This is a genomic window from Micromonospora sp. DT231 (assembly GCF_049847025.1).
In the GTDB taxonomy this organism is placed as follows: Bacteria; Actinomycetota; Actinomycetes; order Mycobacteriales; family Micromonosporaceae; genus Micromonospora.
Window position 1 is genome coordinate 506224 of the sequence record NZ_JBNCNO010000001.1, and the last position, 24304, is coordinate 530527.

Annotated in this window: 19 protein-coding genes and 1 riboswitch; of the genes, 6 read left to right on the plus strand and 13 right to left on the minus strand. The window is 71.6% G+C overall.

The genetic code is table 11. The annotated features are described in order from the left end of the window. Window positions 1-6: 6 nt before the first annotated feature. The 4 genes from ACPXBU_RS02115 to ACPXBU_RS02130 form a co-directional block, all read right to left on the minus strand. Window positions 7-2397 (minus strand): sensor histidine kinase, encoded by a 2391-nt coding sequence (locus tag ACPXBU_RS02115; RefSeq protein WP_393368647.1) that lies wholly within the window; start codon window positions 2395-2397, stop codon window positions 7-9. A 253-nt stretch (window positions 2398-2650) separates the two neighbouring features. Continuing rightward, window positions 2651-3133, minus strand: a complete 483-nt coding sequence (locus ACPXBU_RS02120; RefSeq protein ID WP_393368649.1) for a helix-turn-helix transcriptional regulator — start codon at window positions 3131-3133, stop codon at window positions 2651-2653. 246 nt (window positions 3134-3379) lie between these two features. Further along, window positions 3380-4672, minus strand: a complete 1293-nt coding sequence (locus tag ACPXBU_RS02125) for a cytochrome P450 (RefSeq protein WP_425755980.1) — start codon at window positions 4670-4672, stop codon at window positions 3380-3382. A gap of 390 nt (window positions 4673-5062) precedes the next feature. Further along, window positions 5063-7417 carry an AbfB domain-containing protein gene (locus ACPXBU_RS02130; RefSeq protein ID WP_425755982.1) on the minus strand — a complete coding sequence of 785 codons (2355 nt, stop codon included), beginning with the start codon at window positions 7415-7417 and terminating at the stop codon, window positions 5063-5065. A 286-nt stretch (window positions 7418-7703) separates the two neighbouring features. Here ACPXBU_RS02130 and ACPXBU_RS02135 point away from each other — a divergent pair, with 286 nt between their 5' ends. Both ACPXBU_RS02135 and pdxY read left to right on the plus strand, forming a co-directional pair. Next, window positions 7704-8498, plus strand: coding sequence for a S1 family peptidase (locus ACPXBU_RS02135; RefSeq protein ID WP_425755984.1), 795 nt, complete (start codon window positions 7704-7706; stop codon window positions 8496-8498). A 139-nt stretch (window positions 8499-8637) separates the two neighbouring features. Next, window positions 8638-9489 (plus strand): pyridoxal kinase PdxY, encoded by an 852-nt coding sequence (gene pdxY, locus ACPXBU_RS02140; protein ID WP_425755986.1) that lies wholly within the window; start codon window positions 8638-8640, stop codon window positions 9487-9489. Window positions 9490-9576: 87 nt separating this feature from the next. On the opposite strand, the gene ACPXBU_RS02145 is transcribed toward pdxY, so the two are convergent. From ACPXBU_RS02145 to ACPXBU_RS02185, 9 genes are all read right to left on the minus strand, one after another. After that, the gene (locus tag ACPXBU_RS02145) at window positions 9577-9909 is read right to left on the minus strand and encodes a putative quinol monooxygenase (protein ID WP_393368664.1); all 333 of its coding nucleotides are present in this window, start codon (window positions 9907-9909) and stop codon (window positions 9577-9579) included. 10 nt (window positions 9910-9919) lie between these two features. Continuing rightward, on the minus strand, window positions 9920-13228 hold the full coding sequence (locus tag ACPXBU_RS02150; RefSeq protein ID WP_425755988.1) for an ATP-binding protein: 3309 nt from the start codon (window positions 13226-13228) through the stop codon (window positions 9920-9922). Beyond that, entirely contained in the window at window positions 13225-13956 is a 732-nt protein-coding gene (locus tag ACPXBU_RS02155; protein ID WP_425755990.1) for a hypothetical protein, read from the minus strand. Before ACPXBU_RS02155 ends, ACPXBU_RS02150 begins: the two co-directional genes overlap by 4 nt. After that, window positions 13953-15056 (minus strand): endonuclease domain-containing protein, encoded by a 1104-nt coding sequence (locus ACPXBU_RS02160; RefSeq protein ID WP_425755991.1) that lies wholly within the window; start codon window positions 15054-15056, stop codon window positions 13953-13955. Before ACPXBU_RS02160 ends, ACPXBU_RS02155 begins: the two co-directional genes overlap by 4 nt. Window positions 15057-15130: 74 nt before the next feature. Then, on the minus strand, window positions 15131-16549 hold the full coding sequence (locus ACPXBU_RS02165; protein WP_393368676.1) for a WGR domain-containing protein: 1419 nt from the start codon (window positions 16547-16549) through the stop codon (window positions 15131-15133). A gap of 141 nt (window positions 16550-16690) precedes the next feature. Then, window positions 16691-17737, minus strand: a complete 1047-nt coding sequence (locus ACPXBU_RS02170; protein WP_425755994.1) for a polysaccharide deacetylase family protein — start codon at window positions 17735-17737, stop codon at window positions 16691-16693. Window positions 17738-18156: 419 nt separating this feature from the next. Beyond that, the gene (locus ACPXBU_RS02175; RefSeq protein ID WP_425755996.1) at window positions 18157-18741 is read right to left on the minus strand and encodes a histidine phosphatase family protein; all 585 of its coding nucleotides are present in this window, start codon (window positions 18739-18741) and stop codon (window positions 18157-18159) included. Beyond that, window positions 18738-19508, minus strand: a complete 771-nt coding sequence (locus ACPXBU_RS02180; RefSeq protein ID WP_393368682.1) for a CbtA family protein — start codon at window positions 19506-19508, stop codon at window positions 18738-18740. Before ACPXBU_RS02180 ends, ACPXBU_RS02175 begins: the two co-directional genes overlap by 4 nt. Next, window positions 19499-19702 carry a CbtB domain-containing protein gene (locus tag ACPXBU_RS02185; protein WP_393368685.1) on the minus strand — a complete coding sequence of 68 codons (204 nt, stop codon included), beginning with the start codon at window positions 19700-19702 and terminating at the stop codon, window positions 19499-19501. Before ACPXBU_RS02185 ends, ACPXBU_RS02180 begins: the two co-directional genes overlap by 10 nt. Window positions 19703-19759: 57 nt before the next feature. Continuing rightward, a riboswitch (cobalamin riboswitch) is annotated at window positions 19760-19834 on the minus strand. Between the two features lie 292 nt (window positions 19835-20126). Between ACPXBU_RS02185 and ACPXBU_RS02190 the strand changes: the two genes are divergently transcribed. The 4 genes from ACPXBU_RS02190 (at window position 20127) to ACPXBU_RS02205 (ending at window position 24232) form a co-directional block, all read left to right on the plus strand. Beyond that, on the plus strand, window positions 20127-21005 hold the full coding sequence (locus tag ACPXBU_RS02190; protein ID WP_425755999.1) for an amidohydrolase family protein: 879 nt from the start codon (window positions 20127-20129) through the stop codon (window positions 21003-21005). Between the two features lie 308 nt (window positions 21006-21313). Beyond that, entirely contained in the window at window positions 21314-22321 is a 1008-nt protein-coding gene (locus tag ACPXBU_RS02195; RefSeq protein ID WP_393368691.1) for an ABC transporter permease, read from the plus strand. Window positions 22322-22361: 40 nt separating this feature from the next. Further along, a complete protein-coding gene (locus ACPXBU_RS02200) occupies window positions 22362-23414 on the plus strand; it encodes an ABC transporter substrate-binding protein (protein WP_393368693.1) in 1053 nt (350 codons plus the stop codon). Then, window positions 23414-24232: an ATP-binding cassette domain-containing protein gene (locus ACPXBU_RS02205; RefSeq protein WP_393368696.1), complete on the plus strand. Its 819-nt coding sequence runs from the start codon at window positions 23414-23416 to the stop codon at window positions 24230-24232. The genes ACPXBU_RS02200 and ACPXBU_RS02205 overlap by 1 nt, the downstream gene beginning before the upstream one ends. Window positions 24233-24304 lie beyond the last annotated feature (72 nt).

Sequence of the window (24304 nt, forward strand, 5' to 3'; positions counted from 1 at the left end):
GTCGCGTCATGTGTTGCCGAGGTTGATCGGGGTGCGCCTGCGGTTCGCCACACCCCGCGCGTACGCGGCCATCGCCGTCGCCACCTGGGCCGGGTCGCGGTACTCGGACCGCTGTTGCTGGTGGGGCACGCTCACGCCGCCGGGCACGAGATGCCGTTGCGGCTCCCGTTTGGGCAGGCCGGCCGTGGTGGTCGTGGCGACGTCGGGGGTGTGCGCCTGGGCGGCGGTGTGCCAGGCCTCGTCGGCGGGGCTGGACCACTCTCGGTCGTCGGTGCCGTCGGCGGCGTCCGTCTGGAACCAGTGGTTGACCTCTTCGAAGATGAGCAGCTCCTCGGTGGGCGCGTCACCCCGGTCCGGGGGTGGGGGAGTCGGTCGGAACACCGGCGCCGCCGGCAGGACCCGGTCGGCCGGGGGACGTCCGGCGGTGGGCTCGGGACGCGGCTGGTACGGCGGCGGCGGGCTGGCCGTGCGCGCCGCCCGCCGCGAGAGGCGGCCGGGCGCGAGCAGGTACTCCTCCGGTGGCAGCGACCGGATGATCGCCGCGGGCAGCGTCGCCTCGGCGAGGGTGCCGCGTCGGGGGCCGCGTCGCAGTTGGACGGTCGCGCCCAGCCGGGCCGCGAGCTGGCCCACGACGACGAGTCCCATCGCCCGTACGGCCGCCACGTCGATCGCCGGTGGGCGGGCCAGGAGGTCGTTGAGCTGCTGCATCCGCTGCGGGGACAACCCCATGCCCTCGTCGCTGATCTGGACGATGACACGGTCGCCCAGGCTTCGACCGCTCACCCAGGTCTCGCTGCCGGGCGGCGAGTACGTCGTGGCGTTGTCCATGAGTTCGGCGAGCAGGTGCACGACCTCGTCGACGGTCTTCGCCGCCACCGCGACGTCCCCGTCGATCATGCCGAGCCGGATCCGCGCGTAGTGCTCGATCTGGGACAGCGCCGCCTGCAGCACCTGTTGCAGGGGGACGTCGCGCTGGCGTACGCGGCCGACACCGACGCCGCCGAGCACGAGCAGGCTGGCGTTGATCCGTCCCATCCGGGTGGCCAGGTTGTCCAACGTGTACAGCTGGTGCAGCCGGTCGGGATCGGTCTCGTCGCGTTCGACCAGGTCGACCTGGGCCAGCACGGCGTCGACGAGTCGCTGTTCGCGGCGGCTCAGGTGGATGAAGATGTCGGCGGTGTTGGCGCGCATGACGGCCTGCTCGGCGGCGGTCCGCACGGCGGCCTGGTGCACCGCGCTGAACGCCTGACCCAGCTCGCCGATCTCGTCGTCGCTGGACGGTTCGAGGGCGGCGGAGGCCTGTTGGCGGGCCAGCCGGTGCGGGTCGACGGCGGCGCTGCCCGGTTGCTGGAGCTGGGCCACCACGGCGGGGAGCTGTTCGAAGGCCACGGCGTTCGCCGCGTCCCGTAGGCGACGCAACCGTCGGGTGATCTGCCGGGCGACGGCCCAGGTCACCAGCGCGGTGAGGAGCAGCGCCAGCAGGACGCCGACGGCCTCGGCCACGGCCCGGCGGCGCTGGTCGGCGTGCGCGGCCCGGACGTCGTCGCCGACCGCGGCGTCGGCCCGTGCGCGCAGGTCGGCGAGGCGGGCGGCACGCGCCTGGGTGGTGGAGACCCAGCCGGCGGTCTCCAGTTGCAGTCGTGACCCCGGCTGGGCCCGCGACACCTCGTCCTGCATTCGTTGCAGGGTGAGCGCCTCCTTGCCGGTGCCGGCCTGCTCCCACCAGACGCTCCACTCGGGCGGGGCCAGGGCCAGGAACGACAGGCTCGACTCGGTGTAGCTGGTCCGGGCCGCGGTGATGTCCTGTTGCATGGCGGGGGTGAGTTCGCCGCCCGCGACCGCGCGCAGCACGGCGACCTGCTGTTGACCGAGGGCCTCGGCCGTCTTCGACAGGGCCGCCGAGGCGCGGATCCCGTCGGCGAGCGCGGTGTTGACCACGCCGTGCGAGATGTTCTCCCGGAAGCTGATCAGGTCGGCGATCGCGATCCGGTAGCTGAAGGTCATCGCCGACACCGAGGCGTGCGCCGCGGTGCGTACCTGGGTGCGCAGCGGGGCGAGGCTGTCCAGGGCCGCGTCGATGCGGCTCAGGAGAGCGCGGTTGGTGCCGGCGTCGGCCGGCAGCCGGTCGCGCTGTGCGCGGTAGCGCGCGACGGCGTCGTCGGTGGCGGCCAGCTCCACGCCAAAGGTGTCCTGCTGCTCCGGCGTGGGGTAGGTGAGCAGGTCGGCGGCGGCGATGCGTTCGCGTTGCAGCCGGTAGGCCAGGTCGCCGGCCTCCGCGCCGACCTGTGCCAGGATCCGCAGGTCGCTGGCGCGTACGGTCTGCCGTGCGCTCTCGGTCAGCGCGAGACCGGCGAAGCCGATCACGGCGACGAGGGGTGCCGCGACGATGAGGCGCATCCGCCCGGCTATCTTCCAGCCGCGTTGGCGCGTCGGGTAGGGTCTGGCCGCGTGGGACCGGGTGCTCGACGCCAAGATTGACTCCCACGACTCGTCGATGACGGTCTATCCGCACGTTGCCGAATGCAAGTCCCATTCGGCCGGAAGCCGCGCTCGTAGACCAGACCTGGCCGTGGTACAAACTGCCCGTACCAGCATCTGTACCCATCGTCAGCGCCCGGTGACGCCGCGAGACCGATCGGGAACGGTGTGGTCAGCGCTGGTCGTCGAGCGGGTCGGCCCGGGGGTGTCGCCGCTCCGCGTCGTCCTGGTCCGGTGGGCCGTTGAGCACCTGACCGATCAGTTCACGCAGCTCGTCGATCGCGTCCACCACGGCGCCCGGGTCGCGCGCGTCGCGCCGGGCGCGCTGGCGCGGCACCGGCTGATCCCGCCGGGCTGGCTCCGGGGCGCGGGGTCCGCGGCGGCCGTCGGCCGCCAACTGCTCGGCGGCCACCTGTGGCCACAACGCCGCGAGCCGGCCGCCGGTCCCGAGTACGTCGTCGCAGCGCAGCGCGAACTCGTGACTGCCGAACCGGCGACCCGACTCGACCGCCGCCACCGTCTCCCGGCTGAACCGCACCAGATCCGCCAGGGCCCGTTGGGTCAGGCCCCGGCGAACGCGGCAGTTGCGCAGTTCCCAGCGGAACCGTTCGCTGGCCACGGAGGGAGCAGAGCTCGACGGGGACGTGTGCTCCATGCGCTCACCTTCGTGGCTACGGGGAATCAGCAGCGGACGCCAGATCGAGATTCGCCGATGAGCTGAACAATCATAGAGGGCAATTCTTAACCCAGGATGCGATGGGTGTGAAGACGTTCACCGACATGAATCGCCGGGCAATGCGGAAAAGGTGTCCGCGCGGGCCGAGCTGCGCCGGGCCAGGTGAGCCGCGCCCCCGGTCCGCGCTCGGCCGGCGCAGGTGAGCCCGCTGGCACACGCTCACGGTCAGGCGGCAGCCGCTTCGGTGGCCGCCGCACCGCGCGTCGCCGCACCGTCGGCGGGCGCCCTGATATCGATGACCGCGACCAGCGCGTGGTGGGCGCGAAACGCGACATTGGGTTTGTACGACCGTTGTTGCGCAGTCGCCAGACGGAGACCGGGAATGGCTTCGGTGAGTCTGGTGATGGCGATCTCGGCCTCCAGTCGCGCCAATCCCGCGCCGATGCAGAAATGCGGGCCGTGGCCGAACGACAGGTGATTGCCCACGTCCGCCCGGTCGGGCGCGAACCGGTCCGGGTGGGCGAAAACCGCGGGGTCGCGGTTTGCCGCCCCGATCAGCAGCAGGCAACGCGCCCCGGCGGGAATCGTCACCGTCCCCAGGGTGACGTCGCGGCTGGTCACCCGCAGCCAGCCGTCGATGGCGGGCGCGAACCGCAGGGTCTCGGCCACGAACGCGGGGACAGCACTACGGTCGGCGGCGAGGTCCGTCCAGTGCCGGGGACTGGACAACGCCTGGTCGAGGGCGTGCGCGAGCAGGCCGGCGGTGGTTTCGTGGCCGGCGACCAGGAGGTTGAAGGCCAGGCTCGCCACCTCGGGCACGGTCAGCACCGCGTCGTCGTCGTCCCGGTAGGCCAGGGCGCGGCCGATGAAGTCGTCGCCCGGGTGTCCACCGTCGACGCGCCGGCGGACCAGATCCTCGCAGTAGCGCCAGAAGTCCAGCAGGCCCTGCGCCAGGCGCACCTGCTCGGCCGGGTCCGGTTGCCCCCAGACCAGAGCGATCTGACCGTCCGCCCAGCTCCGGATCCGCGCGACGTCGACGTCGGGCACCCCGAGGATGTCCAGGACCACGAGCAGGGGAAGTTCGGTGGCGAGTTCCGGGATGAGGTCGACCCGCTCGCCCTGGCGGGCGGCGAGCCGGGAGACCAACTGCTCGACCCGCCGCCGGACGATCGCGCCGTACTCGGCCTCGACCCGCTCGGTGGTGTTCGCGAAGGTCGCCCGCAGTGCCCGGCGGGTGCGGGGATGCACGGGCGGGTCCGCGGCGGCCGTGGTGGGTGGCGCGTCGAGCTGCATGAGCACGCTCATCGCCTCCGGGCACACCTGGTAGACCGGGGCGAGGGTGAGGGCGTTCGTGAACGTCGTGGCGTCGGCGAGGGCACGTCGGACGTCGGCGTGCCTGCTGATCAACCACAGGTCCAGGTCCTCGGCGTAGTGCACCTCGCCGGGGTCGTCGAGAATTCGCCGCCACATGCCTGCCGGATCGGTGAGATAAACTCCGACGAACGGATCCAACCGCATGAACGCCTCCTGGTGAACGCGGCGCGAAAACCCGGCAGCGCCTCCATTCGGCGATCCACGTCAGTCGGGCCGATAATGGCGCGCAACTGCCTCTGACTCTTCACGGTGCGCTGAGCGGATGCGCAAGTCAAGATTGGCAAGCATCTATTTATTGCAGGCCTGATTGCGTATTGCAATGGACGGCTGAGGTCGGCTGGATGCAAGTTGCGCCTCGGTCCTTGCCACCGTCCCCATGACCGGAGAAACGACAGCCGGTACGCCAGGTGACGCCCGTGCCCGGTCGTGGCCCGACCGGGACGCGCGCCAGCGGCCCGGCCCGTCGCGGGAGGCTCTCCGCCAGGCCGGAGCCTCCCGCGACGGGCCGACGTCACGTGGTCGTCGCCTGCGGGGTCAGGGCGCCCACGGGGTGGCGACGGCCCAGGTGCTGTCGGCGGCCCACAACGTCGGTGTGTTGTACGCGTCGCCGCCGGTGCCGTTGCTGAGCCAGATCTCCGAGTCGTAGTGCCGCAGGTACCTGCCCCGGAAGTTGTACGACTCCAACGACACGCCCGTGCCGGTCAGTCCGACGCGCGCGCACCAGGTGGCGTCGGCCCGCAGGAGCGCCGAGCCGTCGTCGGGTGAGTTGCGGACCCGCGAGTTCTGGTGGCGCAGGTACTGCCCCGGGAAGTTGACCGACTCGAACGAATAGCAACCGGTGCCGGCCAGCCCGGCCCGGATGGTGTACGTGGCGTCGGCCTTGAGCAGGCTGGAGCTCGCGGCGTCGACCACCTCGGTGTAGGCCAGGCTGTCCCGGTGGCGCAGGTAGCGGTTGGTGAAGCCGGGCGTGGTCACCCGCAACGACCGCCGGGTGTCGACCGGCAGGGCCACCGGCGCCGAGCTGCCGACGGTCTTCGAGGCGTTGATCAGGGCGGTGTTGGCGGCGCGCACCCGCGCCTGATCCATCTTGATCACCTGCCGGTCGTAGGTGAGGAACCCGTTCAGCTCGCCCTCCAGATCGGTGATCTCGGTGTAGATCGACGCGCTGAGCCCCTTGCCGAGCATCAGGTTCTGGCTGCCCTGCACCAGCCCCACGTACCGGTCGGTGAGGGCGCTCGAAGTCGACTGCCACTCGTAGGCGAAGAAGCCGCCGCTCGGGCTGTACTCGTGGCCCGGGGTGTGCAGGCCCAGGCCACCGAACTCACCGAGCACGGCGATCCGGCTGCTCGACGGCACGGGGGAGTCCGGCCCGAGGTAGACGTGCCAGTCGTCGATGTCGCCGTTGCCGGGGTCGCCGAGGGACTGACAGCAGTTGTGGCCGCTGTGCGGGTTGACCAGCCGCGTCGGGTCCTGGTTCTTGATGTTCTGCGCGACCCGCCGGGTGTCGGTGAGGGACCGCTCACCCCAGCCCTCGTTGTAGGGCGTGTACGCGACGACGGCGGGCGAGCTGCGGTGCTCGTCGACGATCTCGCGTGCCTCGGCCTCGAACTGTGCCTGCTGGGCGTCGGTCGGGTCGACGTCCTGCGCGGTCAGCGACGGGATGTCCTGCCAGACAAGCAGGCCGAGGCGGTCGGCGTGGTAGAACCAGCGCTGCGGTTCGACCTTGATGTGCTTGCGCACCATGTTGAAGCCGAGATCCTTGTGCTTGCGCAGGTCGAAGGCGAGCGCGGCGTCGGTCGGGGCGGTGTAGAGCCCGTCCGGCCAGAAACCCTGGTCGAGGGTGCCGACCTGGAACACGAACTGGCCGTTGAGCTTGGGGCGCAACACCCCGTTGACCAGGCCGGTGGTGATCTCCCGCATGCCGAAGTAGTGCGTGGTCCGATCCACCGCGCTGCCCCCGGCGCCGCGCAGGGTCACCCGGAGGTTGTAGAGGAACGGGTCGTCGGGTGACCAGCGGCGGGCGTTCGGCACCGGGACGCTGAACTCGCTGAAGCCGCCGCTGGCCGAGCCGACCACTGTGCTCCCGTTCAGCGCCTCGGCGAGCACGCTGTGGCCGCTCACGTCGCCCCGGGCGAAGACCCGGACCCGCAGGGTGTTGGTGGCGAGGTTGGGCTGGACGTCGACGCTGGCGATGGAGGTGGTGGGCACCGGCTCCATCCACACCGTCTGCCAGATGCCCGAGCTGGGGGTGTAGAAGATGCCGCCGGGCGTCTTGGTCTGCTTGCCGAGGGCCGGCAGGCTGCCGTTCTGTCGGGTGTCGGTGGGGTCCCAGACCTTGACGACGATCTCGTTCGTGCCGGCGGTGAGCTGGGGCGTCACGTCGAAGGTGAAGGCGTCGTAGCCGCCGGTGTGCGCGCCCACCCGGACGCCGTTGACCCAGACGGTGCTCTGCCAGTCGACGGCCCCGAAGTGCAGCAGGGTCCGCCGACCCGACCAGGTGGTCGGGATGGTCACGGTACGCCGGTAGAACAGGTAGTTGCGGTTGTCGTTGGCGGCCCGCTGGATGCCGGAGAGGGCGCTCTCCACCGGAAAGGGCACGTTGACCCGCTCGGGCAGGCCGACGCCGAACTGCGGGGCGTCGTCGGTGGCCGACTGACGTAGCTGCCACTCGCCGTTGAGGTTGAGCCAGTCCGGCCGGGTCATCTGCGGGCGCGGGTACTCGGGCAGTGGTGTGCCGACCAGGGCCTGGCTGGTCCAGGGGGTGGTCAGTGGCGGTGTCTTGGCCGGTGCGGCGTACGCCGGCCGGGTTGGCGCGGCGAGAACGCCGACGACCAGGGCGAGGATGAGCAGCAGCGGCAGGGCGGGGCGGATGGGGACCTGACGTGTCATGCCGTCTCCGAGGGGCGAGTCGCCGCGGGCGGTACAGCCAGGCCCGAAGCGCGTGGGTGATGGGGCATCGGGTGGTCATGGTCGCATCGACATACGTCATTTCTTGTACAACGTTATAGAGCCGCGATGGTCCTGTCGTCAACGCCCGTGCGCCGAGGCGAGATCCATAGCCCCGGTGGTACGACCCAGAGAGGATGGCCCGTTAGATCCATATCTCTCAATATGATGACCGCTATCTCGAATGGGGTGCGCTCACGAGGCGTGCCATCCTGATGCGGAGGAATGCATGGTTCGCTGGCGTACCCTCACTGGCCTGTTGGCCACCGCGTTGGCCGCGGTGACCGCGGCCAGCCTCACTCTCACCGCGCCGGCCGCGGCGGCCGACAACCCCATGACGCCGAACGTCGTCGGTGGCACCCGCGCCGCCCAGGGTGAGTTCCCGTTCATGGTGCGGCTCTCGATGGGTTGCGGCGGGGCGCTCTACAGCCCCCGGCTGGTGCTCACCGCGGCACACTGCGTGGGCTCGACCGGCACCAACACCAGCATCACCGCGACCGTCGGAGCGGTGGACCTCCAGTCGTCCAGCCGGATCACCGTCCGGTCCAACTACGTCTACCGTGCCCCCGGCTACAACGGCGCGGGCCGCGACTGGGCGCTGATCCGGCTGGCCACCCCGGTGAACGGGCTGGGCACCCTGCCGATCGCCAACACGACCGCCTACGACAGCGGCACCTTCACCATCGCCGGCTGGGGCGCCGCGCGTGAGGGCGGCGGCCAGCAGCGGTACCTGCTCAAGGCGACCGTCCCGTTCGTCAGCGACTCCACCTGCAACGCCAACTACGGCGGCGACCTCATCCCCGCGCAGGAGATCTGCGCCGGCTACGCCAGCGGCGGCACGGACACCTGCCAGGGCGACTCGGGCGGCCCGATGTTCCGCCGCGACGCCGGCAACGCCTGGATCCAGGTGGGCATCGTCAGCTGGGGCAACGGCTGCGCCCGACCCAACTACCCGGGCGTCTACACCCAGGTGAGCTACTTCGCCTCGTCGATCGCCTCCGCCGCGGCGAGCCTCGGCGGCTGACCGTACGACCGCGCGGGCGGCCCGGACGACGAGGTCCGGGCCGCCCGTCGTGCCGGCACCGGGTGGGCGGGGAGTGGGCCACCCGACAGATTCGGCGGGCCGTGCGCGTGGCACCGGCCGCGACGGCGATGATGGGCCGGTGAAGATCCTGTCCATCCAGTCGTCGGTCGCCTACGGTCACGTCGGCAACTCGGCGGCGGCCTTCCCCCTGCAACGGCTCGGGCACGAGGTCTGGCCGGTCGTGACCGTGCACTTCTCCAACCACACCGGCTACGGCGCGTGGCGTGGGCCCATGCTGCCGGCTGCGGACGTGGCCGAGGTGATCGCGGGCATCGAGGACCGGGGGGTCCTCGGCAGCGCCGACGCGGTGCTGTCCGGCTACCAGGGCGACCCGGCCATGGGCGCGGTGATCCTGGACGCGGTGGAGAAGGTCAAAGCGGCAAACCCGACCGCGGTGTACTGCTGCGACCCGGTGATGGGCGACGTCGGACGGGGGATGTTCGTCCGGCCGGGCATCCCGGAGTATCTGCGGGACACCGTCGTGCCCCGCGCGGACATCATCACCCCGAACCAGTTCGAGCTGGACTTCCTCGCCGGCAGGGCGACGAACTCGCTGGCGGAGGTGCTCGACGCGGTCGACGTGGTGCGGGCGACCGGGCCGCGCCACGTCCTTGTGACAAGCGTGCTGCACGGCGACCTGCCGCCGGGTTCGCTGGAGGTGGTGGCCGTCTCGGACGAGGGCGCCTGGGCGGTGACCACCCCGCTGCTGCCCATCAACCCGAACGGCGGCGGCGACGTCACCGCGGCGCTGTACCTCGCGCACCTGTGCACGACCGGCTCGCCGGCGACCGCGCTCGAACGCACCATCGGCTCCGTCTTCGCCATTCTCCAGGCGACGCTCGCGGCCGGCACCCGGGAGATCCAGCTTGTCGCCGCCCAGGACGTGATCGCCGATCCGCCGGCCCGGTTCACCGCCCGCCGGCTCCGCTGAGGCAGCGGGTCGGGAGACGCCAGCGCCGGCCGGCGGCCCCGGACCGCGACGATGGTCAGCGGGCCGGGGCCCCGTCCCGAGCGACGTTCAGCGGCCCTCGGGTACGGCCATCTCGCCGAGCAACGACCAGTCCTCCTGCGGCACCGTGGCGTTGACGATGCGCGGCGTCTCGGCCAGGTGCGGCGGCAGGGTCTCCTGCGCCGCGCGGAAGTGGTCGGACCGCACGTGGGCGGCGCCGGCCTGGTCGTCGCGGAACGCCTCGACAAGCACGTACTCGGTCGGGTCGTCCAGGCTGCGGGACCAGTCGAACCAGAGGCAGCCCGGCTCGGCCCGCGTCGCCTCGGTGAACTCGGCGGCGATCTGCGGCCACCGGTCGGCGTGCTCGGCCAGGACCCGGAACTTGGCGGTAATGAAGATCATAGGCTTCAGGCTACCCAGCCGGGTGGGCGCGGGCGACGACCTCCTCGGGAGTCAACGGCGCCCTCGGATGGTGGGTCAGGCACAGCGGGGTACGGACCTTGACGAACGAGAATCCCTCCCCGGCGGCGTAGAACTCGCCGCTGTCGAGCAAGCCGATGTCCGGAAGTCGCCCACCCTTGGCCTCGGCGAGCTGCCGGGCCGCGTCGATCTGCGCGGGCGCGTTGAGCAGCCCGAAGAACTGCGTCGTCGCGTTTCCGGAGATCTGGTTGTGCAGACCCTTGGGCGCCTGGGTGGCGAAGACCAACCCGAGCCCGTACTTGCGGGCCTGCGAGGCCAGCGCGATCGTGCTGGCGGTGCAGGCCGTGGTGCCGGTCGACGGGGCGAGCGTCTGCGCCTCGTCCATCACGAACAGCCCACCCAACGGCCGGTCCCCGGCCGGATGCCGTTTGATCCAGGCGAAGAGGGCCATCTGCAACTGGTTGACGAAGCTCTGCCGCTGGTGGTCGGAGGTGAGGCCGACGAAGCTGATCACCGACACCCGGGCACGCCGCCCCGGCGAGGGAGTCAGCAGCAGCCCCGGATCGGCAGGTGCGCCGACCCCACCGAAGAGCGGATCGGTCACCATCGCCGCCTTGAGCGCCTCGGCCAACTCCTCGGCGAGCTTTCCGGCGCGGGCCAGCCGACTGACCCCCTCGGGCAGGTCGGTGAGGAACTCGGTGAAGCCGGGCAGACCCACCATCCCGCTTCGCGCGTAGGCCTGGAGGGCCTCGGTGAGGACGGCCTTGCCCTGCTGGGCGAGCCTGCTCGACCGATCGACGCCGGCGCGGGGCGCGAGCGCCTCCACGGCGGAACGGACCGCCTGGTCGAACTCGTCGGGCCAGTCCCGCAGTGAGGTGAAGTCGGGCAGTGGTTGGAAACTCAGCGGCCGACCGGCGGTGACGCGGGGCGTCCACACCACCACCTCGGTGTGTGCCAGGTAGTCGGTGGCGCGTTCGGCGTCGCCGGGGTCCCAGCCGCTCGGCGGCTGGGGCCACGCGTCACCGAGCCGGGCGAGGTCGTTGTTGGGGTCGAGCACGATCGCGGAGACTCCCTCGCGGGCGCACTCCTCGACCAGTCGACGAATGAGCACCGTCTTGCCCGAACCAGACCCGGCGAACACGACTGTGTGTCGGCGCAACGATTCCAGGGCCACTGTGAACGGATGGCCGCCGTCGACCGTCCGCCCGAGCCCGATGGTCGCACCGTTGGCGTCGACCGCGAGGTCGCCGGAGTCGGCGGGTCCGGCCACGGCGGTCGGAGCTGTCGACCGCCCACCGGTCCCGTCGTCGACCGGCGCGCCGGTCGGGCCGGCCTCGCCGCCCGGCGGAGGCGCGGTGCCACCCGGCGGAGGCTCGGCACCACCCCACGGAGGTTCGGGACCTCGCGGCGGCGGCAGCCCGTCGTCGGGACCTGCCGGCGGTGCGTCGTCGCGGGGCTGCTCGGGGCCGGGCAGGACCGCCCGGAACAGTTCGGTGCCGCTGGCCGGACGACGCGACACCAGCCACTCCTGCAGGGCCGTGGACGGCTCGTTCGACAGCACCCGCAGTGCCGCGAAGACCCGCAGGTCCGCCTCCGGCACCCCGCGCCGCACGCCGCCGGCCGCGTCGAAGCCGGTCAACACCTCGGTGGTACGCCTGCCGGTCGGCCACCCGCCGTTGCGCAGCAGGATCAGTCGCCGTTGGGGTAGGTCCCGATCCAGTCCGGCGAGCGTGCAGGCGGCCTTGACTCGTGCCGTCACCGCGATGGCGTTCGGGTGCGCGACGGCTCGGAAGCACCAGTGCGCCTCGTTCTCGGTAGCCTCGTCGAGCACCTCGATCAACCGACCGTGCAGAGCGGGCTTGCGCCCCGGCGGGGGATCGTACTTGTAGGTGGCCCCGCTCGGCGCCTGCTCGGCGATCCAGGCGGCCAGGCCGGCGGCGAGCAGCCGCGGCATGTGCTCGTCCTCGCCAGCCGGGTCGACGGCGGCCGACACATCCGCGGCCTCGACCAGTTCGGCGAACCGTTCGTCCAACTCGCGCAGGCTGCGTTCGACAGTCGTCGGGTCCGCCGCCGCCCCGCGCACGGTGCCCGCCGTCGGCGTCGAGTCGGTGCCGTCGATGAGTCGGTCGAGTTCGACCACCTCGTCGTGGTCACGGCACCAGGCCACATGCCGGTCCACCCGGCGCAGCAGTGCGCGCGGCGTCAGGGTGGGCGCGTCGGCGAAGGCGGCGGGGGAGATCGGCCAGGTGGGGTGGGGTGGCACGAAACGCGGACCCCCGAACGCGGCGGCGAGGCGCTTCGCCACGATGGCCTGCCCGATCTCCGGGGTGGGGATCCGGTCGGGCAGGGTCGCCGCCCGGAAGCGGTCACCGACCGGAGTGGGCACGGTACGTGTCATCAGCACCCAGGTGTCCGGCAGACACGAGACGACGACGAGCGTACGACGGGTGATGTCGCGGAGCTTGAGGAGGCCGTCGGCGATCGGACCGAGCACCTTGGCCTGCCCGTCCTCCAGCCCCTGGTGCTGGTTGAGCAGTGAGGTGCTGGTTTGGGCGAACAGCGTGTCGAGCTGATCCACGGCGATCACCGTGGGGTCCAGGGTCAGGGCCATCAGCCGGGAGATGTCCTGCACGATCTGCTGCGGGGGGCGGATGGCGCCGCTCAACCCCCACGCCGCCCGCGCGGCCGGGTCGCCCGGTTCGGAGATGAGGTGGGCGTACCCCACGTCCTGTGCCTCGAAGTCGATGGCACCGTGCAGGACGAGCGCCCGAGCGGTGTCCTGGGCGTCCCGCCCGACCTCCCGGTCACGGGCGCGCAGTGCCCAGATGAAGGCGTCGAGCTGCGCACGGGTCACCGGTCGGGCACCGGCGACCGCGTCGCGGACCTCCACCGGCAGGCCGAGCTGCGGGGTGAGTCGGCGCAGGAAGGTCTTCAGCTGGGTGCCCCAGCCGACGTGGGCGCGGCCCATGCCCTCCACCAGGGCCAGGGCGACGCTTTCCCAGAACGTCTTTCCGCTGACCATGTCGACGAGGAAGAAGTAGCCGCCGTCACGCTGGATCCGCTCGCGTACCGCCCCGAGCAGGTGCGTCTTCCCGGCACCCGCGCGGCCCTGCATGGCCACGCCGAGCGGCATGCTCGTGTCGTCGGTGCGGGCCCGCGCCACCCCGCGCAGGATCTCCGCGGCCACCTTCTCGTGCAGCTCCGGCACGTTGTGCGGGCTGGGTCTCCAGACGTCGTCCGGGGTGACCGCCGGGTTGAGACTCACCGCTTCCAGCGCGGCCCGCTGGTCGTCCGAGATCATGCCGGGCCGATCGCCAGGGCGTGGTTGTCCTCGTTCCCGATGCGAACGGCCGCGGCGCGGTCCCGCGCGGTCAACGACTTGGTGTTCGCCACCGGGATGATGCGGACGTCCGCCCGGCCGACCATCGCCCGCAACGTCGCGTCGAGGGACGCCCGGTCGGTGTCGACGAGCCGGTCGCGGACATCGGCGAGGCCGACCCAGTCGCCCGGCGCGGCGGCCAGTTCCCGGTACGCCGCCCGAACCAGCGCCTCCACCTCCGCCGGAGAGGCCGGTGTCGCCGCTGCGGGTGCTGCCGCCGTGGGTGCCGCCGCCGCTGCGGGCGCCGGTGCTTCGTGTCGCGGCTCGCTGGTCGCCGGGGCCGTTGCCTCCGTGTGCTTGAAGAAGTCGCCGTGGCTGACGCGGAGCCGGTCCAGCGAACGGTGCAGGTTGGACAGCACGACGAACAGCGACCGGGTGGTGGAGCCGCCCTGCTTCGGCGGGGTGGAGGTGTGCAGGTGACGGATCACCCGCCAGCCCTCGTCGGTCAGCTCGTGGGCGAACGGCCGGTGCGTCCGATCGGTCTCCACCAGACCCAGGTCGACGAGCTTCTTGTTGTCCTGGCCGGTCAGCGTGAAACCGGCCAGCTCCTTCAGCTCGACGTTTGTGACTCGGCGCGCCTCGACCATCAGCACCACGAGGGCGTTGATCTGGTTCGGCGTCAGGTGCGGGACGTCCGCCGGGCTGGTCATGATCTCTCATCTCCATGGGTGTGCGTGCCGTCGGCGCGTCGCCGGGCCAGCAGCCGACGGATCCCGTCGACCACCGCCGGCGCGTCGGTGAGCACCTGCTCGTTTGTGAAGCGGAGCACGTCCAGCCCGAGGAGTTGCAGCTGCACGTCCCTCCGCCGATCGTTGGCGAAAGCGATTCGCCCACGATGCTCCGGGCCGTCCACCTCGACCGCAAGACCCTCGACGGGCCAAAAGAGATCCAGCCGGTACGACGCACCCAGCGGATGCCACTCGTAGGTGTGGTTCCACCGCCGGCCCCGCGCCCAGTCGTGCGGTGCGAGCGCGCGTTCCAGTGCCTGCTCGGCCGCGCTGTCACCACGCGGCACGCCCGCGATCGGCGGCCAGGCCAGCACCGTCGGGCCCCGCTGTGCGGACGTGGCCGGCGGACGGTCGGTCGAGCTGGCCAACTCCGCGAATCGCGCCGGCACCAGCATCGGCACCGACCGCACCCGGTCGGCGTGGCATAGCGGCCCGCCGGCCAACCACACGGTGAAGCCGCCGTGCCGCACGAGCCATTCGGCGGCGGCCACGAGTGTCCGCTCGGCATCCGCGCCCAGGTCGGGCAGGGCGATGACAAGTACGCAGCCCTCCCGGTCGTACGCCTCGGCGAGTACGCGGGCGAGCCCGGCGGCGCGTACCCCCGGGGCGAAGTGGGACCGGCCGGCGGGTCGGCGCGGACCGCGCAGCGCACGCTCGGCGAGGTCGACGAGAAACGGGCCGAAGTGTCGGGAGCGGGCTGCCGCGTGGGCCGCGAGGGCGCGTACCGCCGCCACGCCGAGCGTGCCCTCGCTCTCGAACCGGTCCGCGCCGGCCAGCCAACTGGGGAACATGGCGAGCGCCGCGGTGTCCAACTGGTCGAGGAGATCGTCCACGAGGTCGACGAGCGGACCCACAGTCGTGGGTCGGAAGTGCACGACCGTCGGCGCCGCCGGCGGCAACGGGTCGAGTGCCACCCGCAGCACCTCGGGGTCGACGGCCGGGAGGTGACTCACCCGCCGCATGGGCGGGGCGGCCCACCAGGCCCCGTCGCCCCCGCCCTCGGCCCGGACGGGTTGCGCCATGCCGGCACCCTATGACACCGGCGAGGCCGGCCGGTGTCCCGTCGGTGTGCCGGCGCGACGGCCGCGACCGACAGTCAGCGCAGGCGGCGGATGTCGCCGAACGCCCGGTAGAACCCGCCCCGGCTGGACTCGCGGACCTCGGTCACCAGGTAGCGGGCGCCCGGCTCGCGGATCCCCTTGGGGAACTGCACGGACCAGTCGTGTCGGTAGCCGTCGGACAGCACCTGGACCCGCAGCCGGCCCCGATCGTCCAGGCACTGCACCACCACGCCCGCGCCCGAGTCGCTTGTCACCTCGACGATCGTCGGCTGCACCGGCAGTGGCGCCTGGCGGGGGGCCTTGACGTCGCGCACCTCGGGCACGTCCCCGGCCTGGGCCGACCGGATCGCCGGCTCGCTCGCGTCGATGCAGGCCAGGTAACCGCCGGTGGTGACGACGTAGAGCCGGTCGTCGTGGTACTGCATCGAATACGCCGAGCCGCAGCCGGTGCCGAGCTTCCACAGCCGGGTGCCGTCCGCGTCGAAGCAGTAGATCGAGGACTGGCTGTCACCGGCGAAGACGTAGCGGCCGCCCTCGGCCGTGGCGCAGGAGAACACCGGGGCGTCGCACCGGTAGCTGCCCTCGGGTCGACCGGCCTTGGACAGCCGCACCACCTCGCGGGTGCTGGTCCCGGCGAACACGCTGCCCCGCTCCTGCCAGCCGAACAGCACCGAGCCGGTGCTGGTGTGCCACAGCTCCTGGCCGGTACGCCACTCGTATCCGGTCACCCCCCGCGAATGGCCGTGGTAGATGGCGTCGTCGTCGCACCGCACCATCCAGGCCGAACGCCCCCGCCCGGGCCTGCGCCACAGGAACTCGTCCTCGTGGTCGACGGCGGTGATCCCGCCGTCGGCATCCGAGACGCCCAGGACGCCGTCGTGGATGTCCAGCCAGTAGATGTCGATTTCCGGGGCGATCGCGTACGCCACACGGGGCACCTTGCCGGAGAGGTCGTAGACGTTGCCGTCGTCGCAGCCGGCGTAGATCCAGGCGTCGTCGGCGACGATGCACTTCACCCCGTCGGGAAGGCGGACCTGCCCGCGCACCCGGGCGTCGTGGTCGAGCGTGGTGATCACACCGTGCTCGTTGCCGACCATGCAGTGCCGCCCGTCGACGAAGATGCCGAAGGCGGGAGCGCCGGAGTCGTAGCGCCAGAGCACCGGGGCGGTGTGGGCGGTGGAGCGGGTGCTGACGATCTGCCGCCGGGAGACGCTGCGCTTCTGTCGCACGCCCGGGACCGCCGGCGCGTAGCCCTTGCGGACCTTCTCGCCGATCTTCTTCGCCGCGGCCGCTCGGGCCCGAGCGTTGTCCGGGTAGGCGCTGGCCTTGACCTGCCCCTGGTCGCCGATCCGGCCGTAGCGCACGGTCAGTGTGGCGTTGTCGACGATGACCTCGTAGAACTTGTGCGCACCGTCCACTTCGGACAGTTCGAGGTAGGTCGTCTCCTGGGACATGAGGGCCTCCGGGGGGTCAGCGACCGACCTGGGCGGGCCGGCGCGGCGACAGTGCCCACACGTTAACGACCGCCACCGACACAATCGGCGGGTGCCCGGAGAGCGCCGGGCACCCGCCGACACCGGATCGGCCCGGTGCGGTCAGCCCGCGGTGCAGGAGCGGACCTGCGGACGGGCGCTGCTGTTGCCGTTGGTCATCGTGGTGAAGCCGAAGGTGTTGCCGCTGCCGTTGGACCGCATGGTCATCACCGTCCCGCTGCTGTCCCAGGTGGCGTTGCCGTTCCAGACGGTGGAGACGCGCTGCGGCGCGGTGATCGCCACCACCACGCTCCACGTGCTGGCGCCGCTGACCGTCACCGACGTGTTGTACCTGTCGCCCCAGACGTTCGTGGTCGTCGCCGTCGCGGTGCAGCCGCCGGTGCCGGGGGGCGGGGTCGCCGTGCTGGGCGGCGGCGTGCCGGTGCTGGGCGGCGGGGTCGTGCCGTCGGGCGCGACCGCGCGACCGGTGGACGGCGAGATCATGCCGGGGCACAGGTTGCGGCTGGTCAGGTTAGCCATGATCTGGGGGATCGCGTCGCGGGTGTTCTGGATCCCGTCGTGCATGAGGATGACCTGACCGGCCTGGAGGCGGCTCGCGTTGGACACGATCTGGCTGACGCTCGCGCCGTTCCAGTCCTGTGAGTCCACGTCCCAGATCACCTGGCGCATGCCGAGCGAGGACGCGACCGACTGGAGGGTGGCGTTGGTCTCCCCGTACGGCGGACGGAACAACTGCGGTCGGACGCCGGTGGCCGACTGGATCGCCGAGCTGGTCTGGGACAGGTCGGACTGCATCTGCGACTGGCTCATCGAGGTCATGTGGGCGTGGTTCCAGCTGTGATTGGCGACCCACATGCCGGCGGACACCTGCGCCTGCGCCGCGGAGCGGTTGTTCTGGACGTTCTGCCCGACGTTGAACATCGTGGCCCGTACGCCGTTGCCGCGCAGCACGTTGAGCAGCGCGCCGGTGCTGCCGGTCGGTCCGTCGTCGAAGGTGAGGCCGACGTAGCCGTTGCAGGAGGCGGCGCTGGACGGGGCCGAGGTGGCGGCGAGGACGACGCCGCACGCCGCGACGGCGGTGGCGAGGACGGCCAGTGCCGCGCGCAAACGCCTCGACCGCAGGGCCGGGCCGGGGGAGACCTTGCTCATCTGATGCCCCTTCTCGCGGGCCGGACGCGCCTGGAACGGGGCGGCGCGGTCCGGTCGGGTGTGGGTGAGTGGGGAGGCCAACCGAATCCGTCGCGAAGCCGATCGCATTGACCTCGATGGATCGGAGTATTACAGCGGGATTTCCGGTGCGTCAACAAGTTCCGGTAGTCCTCCGGAACAAGGCAGTGGCACCGCTCCGAGCTCCACCCCGTGCTCTACTGGCAGAAGCCCCGGGAAGCAACGGGCTCGATCATCGGTCGATCAGGCCGGCCGCCATCTCGACAGGCGCATTGATCCGGAAAGGTGGCCGGAAGTATCGGTGAGCCCCGGCCGGCATCGCCGCACCGTGATCCACTCGGTTCCCGACCATCGGTGGGCCGTCTCCACGAGTCCGCCCCGCCCGGTCGCGAGGGGTGACCTCAGGAGCCCAGCCGCAGGTGCCAGCGCGTGCCCTGGCTGGTGAGCCGGACGATCGCCAACGGTTCCACGTCCACCTGTCGGTACGTCGACACCGGCAGGTCGAGGGCGTGGACGACAGCGACCCGGAGAACCAGCGGATGGGTCACCGCGACGATCCGCCCGCCGGCTGTGCGCTGCCCGTCCAGCCAGCGACCGACCCGGTCCCGCACCGTCGTGACCGACTCGCCCCCGTGTGGCGCGCGGTCCGGTGCGGACAGCCACTCGTGCAGCGCCCGCGGCTGCTCGGCGGCGATCTCCTCGAGTGCCCGTCCGGTCCAGTCGCCGTAGTCACAGTCGGCCAACGCCGGCTCGATGGTGGGCAGCAGGCCGAGGGCGTCGGCGGTCTGGGTGGCCGCCGCCGCCGGACTGGACAGGCAGGCGGTGCCGGCGCTCAGGCGCCCGGGTCGGTCCGCTCCGGCGTGGGCCAGGGCGCGGGCGGCGCGCAGGCCCCCCTCGTCCAGACCGTCGTCGGGCCCACCGAAGCGGGCCCGACGCAGGGCGGCGGTGTGACCGTGGGCGACCAGCCGGAGGCTGGTGGCGGTCACCTGCTCGGCAGTGCGGTGGCGGTCCGGCGGCGCAGGTCGCGGTGCATCAGGGCCGCGAACACCAGGCCGATCCCGGTCCAGAGCACCACCTGAGTGCCGAGCGAGGCCAGCCGGAAGTCCCACAGCAGGGTCGCCGGGAAGTCCGCCGGAACCTCCTGGAAGGAGGGCATCACCACATAGGACACCACGGCGACCAGCAGGAACCCGCCGGCGGCCGCGGCGGCGCGCTGCCACAGCGGCGCCGTGTTGCCGACCGCCCGATAGCCGAGGGAGCCGGCCCACACCGCCACCAGGCCGAGCACCACCATCAGCAGGTAGGTGACGGTGCGCTGGTTGATGGTGGCCGGGTCGCCGACGGCCGGCGGGTTCGCCGGATACTTCAGGAACGGCACGATCACCGCGCCGAGCAGCGCCGCGCCGGCCAGCAGCAGGCCCGAGCGGCCGTCGTCGTAGGTCCGCCTCCGGCGGGACAGCAGGACGTACGCCGTGGCCAGCAGGCCACCCATCGCGGCGCCGAAGAGGCTGGTGGCCAGGAACAGGCCTCCGCGCTGGCCGGTCCGGCTGACCAGGGCGTCCTCGTGGTCGTGCCCACCGGTCGCGGGCTCGGCGTGCGTCGCCGCCTCCTCGATCGCGATGGCCGCCTCGACGCGCGGTTCGCCGGCGACATAGGCGAACACCCCGGCGAGCAGGCCGGCGAGCAGGCCGGCAAGCAATCCGCGGACGAGGACGGTGACGAACGACGGGGCGGTGGCCGACGTCAGTGGCACGGGACACCCAGCAGGTGCCGGCCGTCGTGCATCAGCTCGTGCAGGTACGTCCCGCTGCGCGAGACCGCTCCCTGATCGAAGGCGACGAGGTAGGCCAGCAGGCTGAGCAGGACGACAGTGGCGAGGACCGTCCACAGCAGACGCGTGTTGCCAGCGGGGTGCACCAACGGCTGGCTGGACGTGGAAGTAGACATCAGACACGAACCTCCCCGGGGATGACGCGTCCCCATCGCAAGGCTGCGGACGAGCGAGCGTCCTGGCTCGCGGCCCCATTGGGTCGGGACCGCTTACAGTGGCGCGACCGCGCCGGATTCACACCGGCTTCCCTCGCGTCGCCGCAGATAGTGGGTCGACGGTATCGGGGTCGCCGCAGGCGGTCAACCCGAGCCCGTGAGCAGGGCGGCAGTCCACGGTGAGTAGTGGTATCGACAAGTTTGAATTCTAAAGATATGATGCTTGGTTGCGCTGAAGCACCCATTTGGCGGCCCCGCAGGCCTCCTGTTACCGCTAACATGGTCAAACTGCCGGATCGGTTCTGGAACATCGAGTCGACCCGGACGTCTGACCAATGACTGGGCGGGGTGGGGGAGAGCACGTGAGCACGCCAGGACATGTTCGATGACGAGCACCGAGGCCGCGTCGGACCGGGGCATCGTCGACGCGCACCATCATCTCTGGGTCCGCGCACGGCACCCGCAGCCCTGGATCGATCCGCACACCATGGCCGCGATCGACAACGATTTCACCCCGCTCGATCTCGCCCCGGTGGCCCGAGCCGCCGGAGTCACCCAGACCGTCGTGGTGCAGTCCATCGCAGCCCGGACGGAGACGCCCGAGCTGCTGGGCATCGCGGCCGACGATCCCCTCATCGCTGGCGTCGTCGGCTGGGTCGACCTCACTGCCGACAACGTCGCTGATCGCCTCGACCGGCTCCGGGCGGCGCGCGGCGGAGAGCGACTGGTGGGCATCCGCGACCTCGTCCAGTCCGAGCCCGACCCGGCGTACCTCGACCGCCCGGACATCCGGCGGGGCATCGCCGCGGTGGGTGCCGCTGGCCTGGCCTTCGACCTGCTGGTACGCGACCACCAGCTGCCGGCGGCGACCCGGCTCGTCCGCGACCTGCCCGAGATGCGGTTCGTCCTGGACCACCTCGGCAAGCCCTCGCTCGGGCACGCCGGCCTCGGCGACTGGCCGCGCGACCTGCGGGCGCTCGCTGCCGAGCCCAACACGACGGCGAAGCTCTCCGGTCTGGTGACCGAGGTGGACGGCCCCTCCTGGACGACGGCGGACCTTCGGCCCGCGGTCGAGCACGCACTCGACGCGTTCGGCCCGGACCGGCTGATGTTCGGCTCCGACTGGCCGGTGTCTCTGCTCGCGTCCTCGTACCCGCGCTGGGTCGAGGCCCTCACCGAGCTGCTGGGCCCGCTGGGCGACGACGAGCGGGCGGCGATCTGGCGGGAGACGGCCCGCCGGGCGTACCGGCTGGACCCGGCCTGACCTCGCGGCGGCGCGCGGACTGACCGGCCGCACCTCGGGCCGGCCCTGCCGAGGAGCGGCGGTTTGGTCTGACGTATGCCGTGGCCGAGCCGGGTAACGACGACAACACTCCCGTAAGACCTTGGCAACATGAGTCAATGCGTGGCAAGGTAACGCCTGATCGAGGGAAACATCCGACCTATCTCGACGGGTACGTGGGCACAAGCTCACGTACCCTGCCGGGAGGTTCGGTGGGTCAGAGGTTGCCGGCTCGTCGGGGACTCCCCCGTCCCGCGCTGGCGCCACGGTTGGGGAGGTCAGATCCGACGATGAGCACCGTCGAGGCATCCGCCGGCACGCAGCGCGGCGAACTCAGCGACTGGTTCCGCGAACGGATCTCCCACGCCGTCTCCGAGTTGACCGCCGCCACCGCGCTCGTCGTCCTGTTCGTCGCGCTGACCTTCGCCAGTCCCTATTTCCTGACCGCGGACAATCTCTTCAACATCGGAGCGCAGACCGCGGTGATCGCCATCATCGCCACGGCGCAGACGATGGTCATCATCACGAAGGGCATCGACCTGTCCGTGGGGTCGGTCGCCGCGCTCGCCGGCGTCGTGGGAGCGATGGTCGTGCGCGATCTCGGCTTCTCGCTCTGGGCGGCGACCGTGGTCGCGATAAGCGTCGGCGCGCTTGCCGGTCTGCTGAACGGGCTGCTGGTGACCGTGGCCCGGATCCCGCCGTTCATCGCGACACTGGGCACGATGTCCGTGGGCCGCGGTCTGGTCTTCATCATCACCGGCGCGGTCGGCGTCTACGGCCTGCCCCGATCCTTCCAGCTGCTCGGCAACGGCGAGATCCTCGGCATCCCGTTCGCCGTGCTGATCACCGTCCTGGTCGCGGTCGGGGTCGCCTTCCTGCTCTCCCAGACCCGCTTCGGTCAGTACACCTACGCGATGGGCTCCAACCTGGAGGCGGCTCGCCGCTCCGGGGTCCGGGTGGGGCGTCACCTGACCGGGGTGTACGTGCTGGCGGGTGTGCTGGTCGGGCTGGGCGGCATGATCGCCGCCTCCCGCGTCAACTCCGGCCAGCCCAACTACGGGATCTCGTTGGAGCTCGATGTCATCGCCGCCGCGGTCATCGGCGGCGCCAGTCTGTTCGGTGGTCAGGGCCGGATCGTCGGGACCATCATCGGCGCGTTCCTCATCGCCCTGGTGCGCAACGGCGCTGTCCTGCTCGACATCAGCATCCACTACCAGCAGGTGATCGTCGGCCTGATCATCTGGGCCGCCGTCTACTTCGACCAGTACCGCCGCCGGCGGCTGGAATCACGGGGTTGACATGCCATTCCGAGACTCCGAACGAGGAAGGACACACACCATGGCGCACACCACCACCAGCCGGCGGACGCGACGGTCGATCCTGGGCGTACGGGCGGTTCTGGCCGCGGCCGCGGCGACCGCTCTGCTCAGCGCCTGCGGCGGGGTCGAGGTCCGCGACGGGGGCGACGGCGCGACGAAGGACGCCAGCGGCCCGTTGAAGCTCGCCGTCGTGCCCAAGGCCGTCGGCGCCGACTACTGGAACACCGTGAAGGCGGGCGCGGAGTGCGCCGCGCAACGCGCGGGCGACGTCACCGTGCAGTGGGACGGGGTGACCACCGAGACCGATGTCGAGGGCCAGGTCAACCTGATCCAGAACTTCGTCACCAAGAAGGTCGACGGCATCGTCTACGCGGCGACCGACTCCAGCGCGCTGGCGCCCGCGACCGACCAGGCGCTCGCCGCGAAGATCCCGGTCGCGATGATCGACTCTGGCACCAGCCCGCAACCGTCGAGCGTGCCGCTGTTCGCCACCGACAACCGCGCGTCGGCCACCGAGGCGGCGAAGTTGCTCGCCACCGAACTCGGCCCCGGCAACCACCAGGTGGCGCTCGTGGAGTTCCAGCCGGGATCGCAGACCAACACCGAGCGCGTGGACGGCTTCAAGGCCGGCCTCGCCCAGTATCCCAACCTGAAGCTGGTCGGCCAGCAGCCCAGCCGCAGCGACGTCAACGAGGCGCGGCGCGTCACCGAGAACATCCTCACCGCCAACCCCAACCTCGCCGGCATCTTCGCGGCCAACGAGCCGAGCGTGCTCGGCGCCGCGCAGGCCATCCAGGCGGCCGGGAAGTCCGGCAAGGTGGTCATCATCGGGTGGGACGCCGCCCCGGACGAGATCGCCGGGGTGCGCAGCGGTCAGATCTCGGCGCTGGTCGTGCAGAACCCGTTCAAGATGGGCTACTTCGGCGTCGACAAGATGGTCAAGCACCTGCGGGACAAGGCCCCGCTGGCATCGGCCGACACCGGCGTCACGTTCGTCACCAAGGAGAACATCGACTCCGCGGAGATCAAGGCGGTGCTCGAGCCGAGTTGCGCCAACCCCCCGGTGCAGTGATGGGCACGACCCCGACGGCAACCGCCGACAGCGACACGCAACCGACCTCCGAGGATCCTCCGGTCCTCGAAGCCCGTGGCATCGTCAAGCGGTTCGGGCACGTCGAGGCGCTGCGCGGCGCCGACTTCACGGTCCACCGGGGCGAGGTCGTCGCGCTGATCGGTGACAACGGCGCCGGCAAGAGCACCCTGATCAAGACGCTGTCCGGTGTGCACCCGCCCGACGAGGGCGAGATCCGGGTGGATGGTCGTCCCGTCCAGTTCTCCACGCCTGTCGACGCCCGGCGTGCGGGTGTGGAGACGGTCTACCAGGATCTCGCCGTCGCCGACGATCTCAGCGTGGCCGCCAACCTCTACCTCGGTCGGGAGATCCTGCGCTCCGGGCCGCTCGGCCGGCTGGGTCTGCTCGACAAGCGCGCCATGCGGCAGGGCGCCGCCGCGGCTCTCGACGAACTGGGTGTGCGGATCCCCCGGGTCACCACCCCGATCGCGATGTTGTCGGGTGGGCAGCGACAGTGCGTCGCGGTGGCCCGCGCCATCATCTGGGCGACGAACGTGGTCATCCTCGACGAGCCGACCGCGGCGCTCGGCGTGGTCCAGACCGGGCGGGTGCTCGACGTCGTCCGGCGGGCCCGCGACGCCGGCATGTCGGTGGTGCTGGTCAGCCACAACATGCCGCAGGTGCTCGAGATCGCCGACCGGGTCGAGGTGCTCCGGCTCGGCCGCCGGGCGGCCCGGCTGCGCGCCGACGAGGTCACCACCGACGACCTGGTCGCGGCGATGACCGGGAGCACCGCCGGAGAGCGGGACGACCGCTGAAGTCGTCGACCGGGGCGCGCGCGATCACGTGATCGAGGGCGCGCCCCGGAGCCGCCGGGCCGCGGGCGGGTG